A 10,078-nucleotide genomic window follows, 5' to 3' on the forward strand; every position below is an offset into this window, starting at 1 on the left:
GGCGTTATTTCCGCAACGGATCTCTCAGGCTAAATGTACGTGATTGTAGCCTAAGAGTGAAAGTGGCGGGGTAATAGGGTGGAAAAGCGGCGAAAAGGGCGAATATTGGTCATTTCCATGCTAGCCTTAAAGCGCTTTAAGCGCACCTTAATATGGCGCAGCAATTAAAGAGTGACGCTAAAGCGATTTAAGGTAGTGAGCTGCCAAATACTTCGGCTTCGATTTTTGCCTGCATGCCGAAAATTTCTCGTCATATCAAAAGATTAGGCGTAAACATAGCCGACTTTAGTTGCGGAATAACAAGACGTTCAAGGCGATTCGAAACGCATTGGGGTTTTAGTGCCCAAATAGGCACGGATTTATCAGAGTTTATTTTAGGTTAGGGTGCATGTGCGTCTCTCACACCTTAACTGCGCGTTAGGCGTTAGGCGTTAGGCGACGGGCAGGGAAGTTCTTTGTTCTCATCTTCTTAGTTCTCTTTTAGCATTCGTTTTTCTGCGTCGGCAATTTGGTATTGTCGGCTCAAATTCTTGAACCTCTCCAGTCGTAAAACATGCCAAAATTCGTGGATTGCCTCATTGGTTTTCATAGTCGGTTGGTTGTTAATTCCACTGGCTCAAAGTGTGGTAGGGGCAAGTCAATCGAGGCTTTCGTTTTCGCTGTAAGTTTGCAACTTTGGGTTTTTCGGGCTCAAAACCTAATTTGTTGCTGAAGGTCTGCATTCCGTGGTCGTTGGAATCTTGGCTGAAACATAGTGATATTTGTGGTTCTTGAATCGCAAAAGTCAGCGGGTGTTTGGTTGCTTATTCGGTTTAGGGTAGTCTGCTTGCAAACAACCTTAAACCCCGGTGGGAAACTTCGCCTAACAAAGCATTTAAGAGTGATTCGCAACGCTTGGCAGTTTCGCTTCGCTCAAGTATAGCCAAGCGCTACTCACACCTTAATGCGGCGTTATGCTTAATCACGAAAAATCAGTGGTTTATGGTTTTTCTTTGTTCCCTCGGTTTGTTAGTTTCGAGTTCGTCGGCAAGTCAGTTTCATTTGGCGCTGTTTTCTGGAGACGAATTCTTTGGCGCTGGAAGTTCAGAGAACTGCCTCAATCAATTTTCGGGTAAGCACGAGGTTATAGCAGTTGGCTCAATCAGAACTTTGAACTTAGGTTTTTGAGTTTTAGTAGCCAAATTTCAAAGTCAGATTTTCAAAAATCATGAGTCATTTCAATTTTTAGGTTTTACCTTTTGTTAGCTAATCCTAGTCGAGTTAATCTTGGTTTCGGTAAAAATGCGGGCGTTGAAGCTTAAGCATAACAAAGCGTTTAAGTGGGATTTGGCACGCGTGGCATTGTCAGTTTGCGTTGAGTTCGGTGGTTACGGCACTGTGCGGTAGCTTTTGTATTGCGTGCCTGCACCCCTTAACGCGGCGTTAGGCATCAGGGTAGCTCAGCATACCTAAAGGAAAAGAGATTGATAGATATAAATTCAGAGAAAAAAATTGCGGTCTTAATCGATGCCGAAAATGCTCAATACTCCGTGTTAGATGCAGTATTAAAGGAGCTATCTAAACATGGGCACATACTCGTTAAAAAGGCTTATGGGGATTGGAGTTCTGAGTGCTTGAAAAATTGGAAGCAACCTTTAAATGAGCTGGCGATAAATCCGGTACAACAGTTTTCCTACACTCAAGGTAAAAACTCGTCTGATGCAGCAATGATTATCGATGCAATGGATCTCCTTTACTCCAACAAATATGACGCCTTTGCTTTAGTAAGTAGTGATAGTGATTTTACTAAACTGGCTTCAAGGCTAAAGGAGTCAGAGATATATGTTTTTGGCGTTGGTAAAAAAATGACGCCTGTGGCATTTCGTAATGCTTGTGATGATTTCATGTATACGGAGGTGCTCAAAGAAAGATATGCCCCTAAAGAAGAGCAGCCTTCAACCAATAGCACGAATGAAAAATCATCCCAGAATGACAGTAAATCCATTCGCAGGAAATTACGCCAAGACACTAAACTTCTCAATATCTTGCGAGGTGCTGCTAGTGAGTACCAAGATGAAGATGGTTGGTCGTTCTTAGGGCATTGTGGCAGTTTAATAAAGCGTCAGTATCCAGACTTCAGTTCAAAGAACTATGGTTTCACTACATTAAGTCAACTAATTGAGGCAACTGAGTTGTTTGACATTTTGCGTAAGGAAACAGAGTCGGGGGCAGTGCATATCTTTATTAAAGATGCTCGAAAAAATGCCTAACAAACTGTTCAAGAGGGATTCGCAACGCGTGGCATTTTTACTATGCGTTGGTTTTAGTGTTTAAGGTGGTTTGCGGTGGCTTCTGTATTGCGTTGTTCACCCCTTAACAGGGCGTTAGTACGGGTTTGACATCAATGGTCTTAAGTTTTGGTGTTTATCTGTTTTGGCGCTCGTCTTTACACCTTTCAGTTTGTACCTTTCACGTTCTTTCCGGTGGCACTATATGCGGAGTGTTCGCTTTGTTTTCACCGTTTACGGTTTCTAACTCTTAGCCTATTTCTTTGGCGCTTTTTCGCTTCCGCTGTACTTCCTAAGTGAATCCTATCTTTCTTTAAGTGTTGCATTAAAGTGCGAGGATCGAATCCTTTTCTAATGTGAAGCAAGTGAAAGTAGGGCTGTTCAGTGCGTTTTTCTTCTAGCCAACTTTCGCCTCTTAACCGAGTGTAAGTTTTGTAGCTACCCGTCTCACTTCAGTGTTCAAAGCCTTTCATATCATGCCAGTTTTCAATATCTTGGAGCGCATAAATAGAAGTAGCGCATGTACTAACAAATTGCTTAAGAGTGATTCGTAACGCGTGGCATTTTTACTATGCGGTGGCTTATGTGATTAAGGTGCTGTGCGGTAGCTTTTGTATTGCGTTACTCACACCTTAGCAAGGCGTTATACTTTAAGGAAAAATATGCGACTTTTTATTAAGAAAAACTTCCCTCGAATTGATCCTAGTCCGCTTGTTATATGGACAATAGCAAGTTTTTTTCTTTTGTTGTTTTGTAGCGTAACGGGTATATCAACTGACTTTATAGAAGGTAATGCGACTGTTATTAATCTATTTTATGGCATAGCGGTTACTGCAATAATACTTCCGATATTGATCTTATTGTTACTTTGGTGTGAGCATGACAATTGCTTTTATAAATACTCACATTGGGTAGCTAGGTTATTTTCAGATACAGCCTTAGGTTCTGCTGGCTTTATTACGGTTCAATTTGCCTTTATTGATAAAAATATTGAGAAAGGTCTTTGGGTATTTTTTGGTTCTTTGTTTTTTGCAATCGTAACTAATCACTTGTTTCTAGCGGTATTTGATCAAAACAGAGGCTCAAGAAAGCTAGTAAAATCGATTGATAGAAGCTCTAACACTGAAATAAACTCTAGAAAGGTTGAAGTAAAAGTAATGGCGTTTAGTTTATTTGTTGCTGTGCTTACTGCGGCGGGAGTCCTTTGGTCGCTGTGGCAGCTAAAAGTATAACAAACTGTTTAAGAGTGATTCGCAACGCGTGGCACTTTTACTATGCGTTGGGTTTAGTGTTTAAGGTGTTATGCGGTGGCTCGGCATTGCGTTGCTCACACCTTAACAGGGCGTTATGCTCTTTGGAGGGGATAATGACATCCTTATCCGATATTAGCTCTAGCCTTCGATAATCTTTACTTTGTTGTATTCGCGTAGCGCTCACCCACCGATAGAATCAGTACAGGTTAAGTTGATTAAGTATTCACCTGTTGAAAGTAGGTTGGCGGCTTCAGTGAGTGTTGGAACACAAACCTTATTTTTTGCCTTGTTTGTCCTATTTGAGTCAGTTGGTGTATGAATCTTTTTATTCAGCACATAATGACCATCAAGGTTCGGCTTTGCGACAAACTCTAAGCCTTTAACTTTACCACGTGTACCAATAGCTGAGATTTTGATTACGTTCTTATATTTCATGTTAAGTTACTCTGAACTGCGTACGTAGATCATAAATTGGTAAGCCTGCGTAATCAAAAATAAATTAATCTTTAAAAATCAAAGCAATAAAATGCATTAAAACGAGCATAACAAAGCGTTTAAGAGGGATTTGGCACGCGTGGCATTTTTAGTATGCATTGGGTTCAGTGTTTATGGTGCTTTGCAGAGGCTTTTGTATTGCGTGCCGGCACCCCTTAACGCGGCGTTATGCAGCTCAAGGATATCTGGGAGGAATAATGGAATTCGACTTAGAAATTATACTGAAAACATTAGCTTCAATAGTGGGTTTATTGCTTGCAGTGACTAAACTATTTGAGTCAAAAGTTGACCTACGCGCAGACTTGAAAAGTGACTTGGACATACTAGAAAAACTTGAAAAAGGAAGTGAGGAATACCAACGCGTTAATCGCGCTGTAAAAAGTAACGTTAAACGAGTTTATCCAACTGATGAAGAGGCTGAACAATTTAACAAGAGCGAATCTAACGCTAAGCAGATACTTGTTTCCCTAACTACTGGTTTAGCATTTTCTGCATGGACTATATGGATTATTTTCACTAATTTTTCATGGTGGTTTTTATTAACTACGTTTATCGCGTACGTCGGATTTTCGTCGTTTGCTGAAAGTCTTAAAACAGAGGTAAAGGAAAGCAAAGAAACCGATGAGTAAATGCCTATGTTTGCGGTAGCTGCATAACAAACGCTTCAAGACGGATTCGCAACGCTCGGCGGTTTTGGTTTGAATCGGCTTTAGTGTTTACGGTGTAATAACTAAGTATCATGGTATCGTTGCTCACCACTTAAGCGGGCGTTATATGCTTATGAGGAAAAAATGAATCAAAGTAAACAAGAATTGAAGCGTGACTTAGTTCGAGTCAAGGAAAAGCTAACTCATTTGAACTCTGATTTGACGCTATACAACCAACTGTTTTCTGATAGAGAGAACGTAAAGGTTCTAAATTCATCAGGAGCTCTAGTATTTCATCGCTTTCAACAGTGCTTAATAGACTCAATCTACATGTCCATTTCAAGACTTCTTGATCCAGCAAAAACTATGGGCAGCAAAAATCTCTCATTCGCACATTTAGCAAGTGAATTTGGTTTGCAGGACGACACCGAAGTCGCGGAAGAACTAGCTTTGGCAATTACTCAGTATCAAGACTCAAAGCTTAAGGACTACCGAAACAAAGTTTTATCTCACAATGATCACAAAACAGAAAAGTTTGATTTTTATCCCTTTAACACGTTGCTGATAACAGAATTGCTTCATCGTTTCTGGAAAATAGTATCATTAATAGAGTTTAAGGCTGGTTTAGTAAAAGAGACTTATACTATGTCTCTTGAGGTTATCTTTACTGGAGAGATATGTGGTGAAGCCTTATTGTGCAAGCTTCGAGAACGCATATAACAAACTGTTCAAGAGGGATTCGCAACGCGTGGCATTTTCACCATGCGTTGGTTTTAGTGTTTAAGGTGGTATGCGGGAGCTTCGGTATTGCGTTGCTCACCCCTTAACAGGGCGTTAGGCATCTCGGAGATAAAATGTACGATATCGAAAAATTAGCTAAGAAAGAGGCAGAACTAAAGTCCAGCTTCCATAAACATTTTGTTGCCTTCTTTAAGAGCTTTGACTACACCGATATCTCGGAAACAAAAGTAAAAATTGTCGACGTCGACTGCCATGAAGATATCTCAAAGCTTATTTATGGCACTGGGCTGTATGTAATTTTTACTGACTACCAGTCAGATGAAAACCGATGCTCACTATGTGTCGATGGATTGAAAGCGATTTACCGTGGTCATGGTACAAGACTTAAGAAACGTGTAGAAAGTCATCTATATAATAATGTTTATAATGAAAATAGAGATCGAACTAATTATACCGTTTGTATGAAATTGAATGATCAAAATGGAATTAACATAAACGAAGATCCATTTCGGAAGTATCGCTGGAAAGTTATCACTCATAGTATGTCGGGAAGCAGTAAAACTATGCGAGAACAAGCTGAACAAGGCTTTGACTCAGTTTATGGTAGACCTTTAGGGTCCAATGCCTAACAAACTGTTTAAGAGTGATTCGCAACGCGTGGCATTTTTACCATGCGTTGTCTTTAGTGTTTAAGGTGGTATGCGGCGGCATCGGTATTGCATTGCTCACACCTTAACAGGGCGTTATACGCTTATGAGGAAATAATCCAATATGAACAAGGTAGTATTCAGAAATTGCGATGAAGATAGTGAGTATTGGGTTGCTCTAGAGAAGCTGTTTCAAACGGAATGGTCTGACTTTCTGTTTGTAGATACCTATAAACTAGAATCTAACCTTCCACCGGTAATTGTTGCTCTCAGAGAGAACCAAGTTATTGGAGGTCTCGCTTATTCGCGCTTTAAAGAACCTCATGGTGACTCGGAAGTTATTTGGCTTAACGCAGTTTTTGTATCCAATGAGTGGCGTGGTCAAGGTATTGCGAGTGAACTGATCAATCGAGGTGTTAGGCAAGTATCAGCAGCAACTCAAAGTAACCTGTATGCTTACACAAATGTACCATCGTTGTATGAGTCTTTAGGTTGGTTAGCGGTTGACATTGAAAGTGAGCCAAATCATAAGGTTATGAAAGTTCCGTTGTAGTGTCAGCACGCGTATAACAAACTGTTTAAGAGTGATTCGCAACGCGTGGCATTTTTACTATGCGTTGGTTTAAGTGATTAAGGTGGTATGCGGAAGCATCGGTATCGCGTTGCTCACACCTTAACAGGGCGTTAACTGGATTGATGACGAGGTAAGTCCGATGAAAAGAATTGCGGTCATTGGTTCCGGTGGTTCGGGTAAATCCACATTTTCGGCACTATTAGGTACAGAGTTGAATTTGCCTGTTCATCATCTCGATCAGCTATATTGGAAACCAAATTGGGTTAAAACTCCAAAAGATGACTGGATCAAAATTCAAAAAGGTCTTTGTGAAAGCGAGTGTTGGATTATCGATGGTAATTATCAGAGCACCCTTGATATAAGATTTGAAGCTTGTGACACAGTAATATTCTTAGATGTAAACCGATATACCTGTATCTATCGAGCACTAAAGAGAACATTATTAAGTAGTAAGCGTCCAGATTTAGCTGAAGGTTGCGATGAAAGGTTTGATATCGAGTTCATCAAATTCTTATGGGACTATCCCAAAAAGTCGAAACCCCTAATAATGGACAAACTCAAGACGCTTACAAGAAATAAGCGTGTAATTATCGCAAAATCTGGAGAGCAAGCGCTCCGCCTTTGCAAATCCAGTTAACAAACTGTTCAAGAGGGATTCGCAACGCGTGGCATTTTTACTATGCGTTGGTTTTAGTGTTTAAGGCGGTATGCGGCTGCATCGGTATGGCGTTGCTCACCCCTTAACAGGGCGTTAGCTGTTTAAGGAAAAAATGAGAAAATATGATAAGCCGCTATTCTGGCTGTATATAAAAACAAGAGACTCGTTGTTGTCATCTTTTAAGGGTTTTCTGGGAATGCTTTTTGTGTTGTTCGGGGCAGCAGTAGTTTTAGGTAATGAATCCCCCGAGAATGTCTGGATTTCGGTGGGAATCATTTTACTAGTATCTAGTCTTCCAGTCTCAATGGGGCTGATGATGGTAAAGCTCAAATTTAAGAGTTTTGCTGGATCAATACCTACAGCAGAGCTAGCATATTTTTTACAGCGCGATGAAGGTGCAAATCTAGATAAAGCTGTGAGAGGTTTATTTTCGTTATGCCTATCTTTTATGATTTACCTTTGGTTTACGATGGTAGCTATCGCAGTACTCGGTATGTTGGGAGCAAAGCTTGTGTTGTAAAACACAGCTAACAAACTGTTTAAGAGGGATTCGCAACGCGTGGCATTTTCACTATGCGTTGGTTTTAGTGTTTAAGGTGGTATGCGGCGACTTCGGTATTGCGTTGCTCACCCCTTAACAGGGCGTTAGCATGCGGGAGTAATATGAAGAAAATTCTCATCATCGGTAATTCTGGCTCAGGCAAGAGTTGGTTGTCGAAACAGTTATCCCGAAAACTTTAGTTGCAAGAAGTTAACTTGGACTCGATTGTATGGGAGCCAGGTGGCTATAATCAAAAACGCTCCACCGGAGCAATCGAAAATGAAATTGCTAGTATAAAGTCTCAATGCAACTGGGTAGTTGAGGGAGTATTTGGTGCTTTAGCCGAACAGCTTATTTTATCTGCTGACATGCTGTTGTTTTTGGATTTGGAATGGTCTGAATGTAAAAGTTCTCTTTATTCTCGTGGTTCGGAGAGCTCGAAGCAACTTAATGAGGAACAGGCGGAGAAGAATTTTCGTGAATTATTAAAATGGGCTTCTGAATACTCTGTTCGCGAATCCAAAAGTTCACGACAGTTCCATCAGCAATTGTTCAGAGATTTTCACGGTTCTAAAGTACGTTTCACAACGCGCTCTCAAGTGAATGAGTTTGTAGCGGAAACAACATGCTAACAAACTGTTTAAGAGTGATTCGCAACGCGTGGCATTTTTACCCTGCGTTGATTTTAGTGATTTAGGTGGTGTGCGGAGGCTTTCGTATTGCGTTGCTCACACCTTAACAGGGCGTTAGGCATCAGGAGTAAATTTTGAACTTAGAAGACATAAAAATGCTTCCAAAGATAATCACCGAATCTAATAATCTGGAAAGTGAATTCAGAGAGTTATTTGGTTCCCCTGAAGCCAGTGATGCTAAAAGTGTAGTGTACTTTTTCCGTGCAGTTGATCCTGTTCCGAGGTTAAAGGGAACGTCAGATATTCTCTATATTGGTAAAACCAAGCAATCGCTCAAAGCAAGGTACTATCGATATGCAAAACACCTAGCAAACGGAGCTAGTGGCTGTTTTTACAGCTATATTATCAATAACTATGGCGGTTTAAGGCTTGGCTACATTTCGGTCGATAACCCAAATGAAATGGAAAAGTTTTACTTCAAAGAGTATCGTGCAACTTACTTGGAAAATCCCCCGAAATCTAAGGTGGGTTAATGCCTAACAAAGCGTTTAAGAGCGATTCCGCAACGCGTGCCAGTTTCGCTTCGCTCAATTTTGGCACGCATCGCGTCACGCCTTAACGCGGCGTTAGGCGAATAGGAGAATACTTTGATACCCATCGAAAACCATGTTGCTACATTATCTAAAATTCTTTTTGCTACTTCAGATGTGAGGTGTTGGAGACCTACGATGCAGTGGTTAAATATGGCAGCATCAATTGAAAGCATGTCCATAGATACTCTGAAGCATAATGACAATTTGGGTTGGTGTTCTCCATCAGATGATTATGATATTGCACGAGATGAGGTTCTCAAAAAGTTCACATTTAACCTCACTATATTCAATTTTATATGGGGTGCGTTAGAGGCTTGCATTGACTTTGTCGAAGTACCGAAGCACCCGAACAAGAAGCTAAGGGGCAAGATCACTAATGCTAGCTTCTATATAGGACAAGTTGGTATCACTTGCTCAATTCCTGAATTAATTGAAGAAACGAGAAAGTTTCAAGAATTGGCTCAACAATGCTATGGCTATGAGCGGGTAAATAAGAGAATTAATCGACTAAAAGACTTTGGACTATCAGGCTTGGGTTTAAATGCAGTTTATGAGCTAAGAAATAAGTTTGCTCACGGCAGTTTAGAGTTTCCTGGCCCGGGCCCAAACAATGAACCAGAATGCCTTGAAAACAACTTGGTTGTTTGTGCAACACGAATTGTTTTACTGTCAATGCAATTGATGATTATTCGCCATTATCAACATATTGAACACTACGAGCTATATTTGCATGATAATGGCTTCGGCCTCGAGGGTGATTGGTATTTAGACGATGCTCTAAGGCACTGCCACCATGAACTCGATTATGAAGAAGAAAGGTATTCGCTTTTATAATTCGCCTAACAAACTGTTTAAGAGTGATTCGCAACGCGTGGCATTTTTACTATGCGTTGTGTTTAGTGGTTAAGGTGGTTTGCGGAAACATCGGTATTGCGTTGCTCACACCTTAACAGGGCGTTATTTCCGCAACGGATCTCTCAGGCTAAATGTACGTGATTGTAGCCTAAGAGTGAAAGTGGCGGGGTAATAG

General features: G+C 40.7%; 12 protein-coding genes. 11 read left to right on the forward strand and 1 reads right to left on the reverse strand.

Going from position 1 to position 10,078, the window contains the following annotated elements:
- The first annotated feature begins 1,463 nt into the window (after positions 1-1,463).
- Complete coding sequence (locus tag R7Q11_RS23950; protein ID WP_048626789.1) at positions 1,464-2,249, forward strand: NYN domain-containing protein; 786 nt, start codon at positions 1,464-1,466, stop codon at positions 2,247-2,249.
- A 680-nt stretch (positions 2,250-2,929) separates the two neighbouring features.
- Complete coding sequence (locus R7Q11_RS23960) at positions 2,930-3,499, forward strand: hypothetical protein (RefSeq protein WP_225466779.1); 570 nt, start codon at positions 2,930-2,932, stop codon at positions 3,497-3,499.
- 201 nt (positions 3,500-3,700) lie between these two features.
- On the opposite strand, the gene R7Q11_RS23965 is transcribed toward R7Q11_RS23960, so the two are convergent.
- Complete coding sequence (locus tag R7Q11_RS23965) at positions 3,701-3,955, reverse strand: hypothetical protein (RefSeq protein WP_225466780.1); 255 nt, start codon at positions 3,953-3,955, stop codon at positions 3,701-3,703.
- Between the two features lie 257 nt (positions 3,956-4,212).
- Between R7Q11_RS23965 and R7Q11_RS23970 the strand changes: the two genes are divergently transcribed.
- The 9 genes from R7Q11_RS23970 (at position 4,213) to R7Q11_RS24020 (ending at position 9,882) form a co-directional block, all read left to right on the forward strand.
- A complete protein-coding gene (locus R7Q11_RS23970; protein ID WP_225466781.1) occupies positions 4,213-4,644 on the forward strand; it encodes a hypothetical protein in 432 nt (143 codons plus the stop codon).
- Between the two features lie 162 nt (positions 4,645-4,806).
- Entirely contained in the window at positions 4,807-5,382 is a 576-nt protein-coding gene (locus R7Q11_RS23975; RefSeq protein WP_225466782.1) for a hypothetical protein, read from the forward strand.
- Between the two features lie 134 nt (positions 5,383-5,516).
- On the forward strand, positions 5,517-6,032 hold the full coding sequence (locus R7Q11_RS23985) for a hypothetical protein (RefSeq protein WP_225466783.1): 516 nt from the start codon (positions 5,517-5,519) through the stop codon (positions 6,030-6,032).
- 142 nt (positions 6,033-6,174) lie between these two features.
- Positions 6,175-6,603: a GNAT family N-acetyltransferase gene (locus R7Q11_RS23990; protein WP_225466784.1), complete on the forward strand. Its 429-nt coding sequence runs from the start codon at positions 6,175-6,177 to the stop codon at positions 6,601-6,603.
- Between the two features lie 160 nt (positions 6,604-6,763).
- Positions 6,764-7,261, forward strand: coding sequence for a DNA topology modulation protein (locus tag R7Q11_RS23995; protein ID WP_005448066.1), 498 nt, complete (start codon positions 6,764-6,766; stop codon positions 7,259-7,261).
- Positions 7,262-7,394: 133 nt separating this feature from the next.
- Entirely contained in the window at positions 7,395-7,802 is a 408-nt protein-coding gene (locus R7Q11_RS29865) for a hypothetical protein (protein ID WP_029817087.1), read from the forward strand.
- Positions 7,803-8,038: 236 nt separating this feature from the next.
- Entirely contained in the window at positions 8,039-8,455 is a 417-nt protein-coding gene (locus R7Q11_RS24010) for an AAA family ATPase (protein WP_225466785.1), read from the forward strand.
- Between the two features lie 134 nt (positions 8,456-8,589).
- On the forward strand, positions 8,590-8,988 hold the full coding sequence (locus R7Q11_RS24015) for a hypothetical protein (RefSeq protein ID WP_225466786.1): 399 nt from the start codon (positions 8,590-8,592) through the stop codon (positions 8,986-8,988).
- A 195-nt stretch (positions 8,989-9,183) separates the two neighbouring features.
- Positions 9,184-9,882, forward strand: a complete 699-nt coding sequence (locus R7Q11_RS24020) for a hypothetical protein (RefSeq protein WP_225466787.1) — start codon at positions 9,184-9,186, stop codon at positions 9,880-9,882.
- Positions 9,883-10,078 lie beyond the last annotated feature (196 nt).

Source organism: Vibrio sp. 970 (assembly GCF_033339075.1).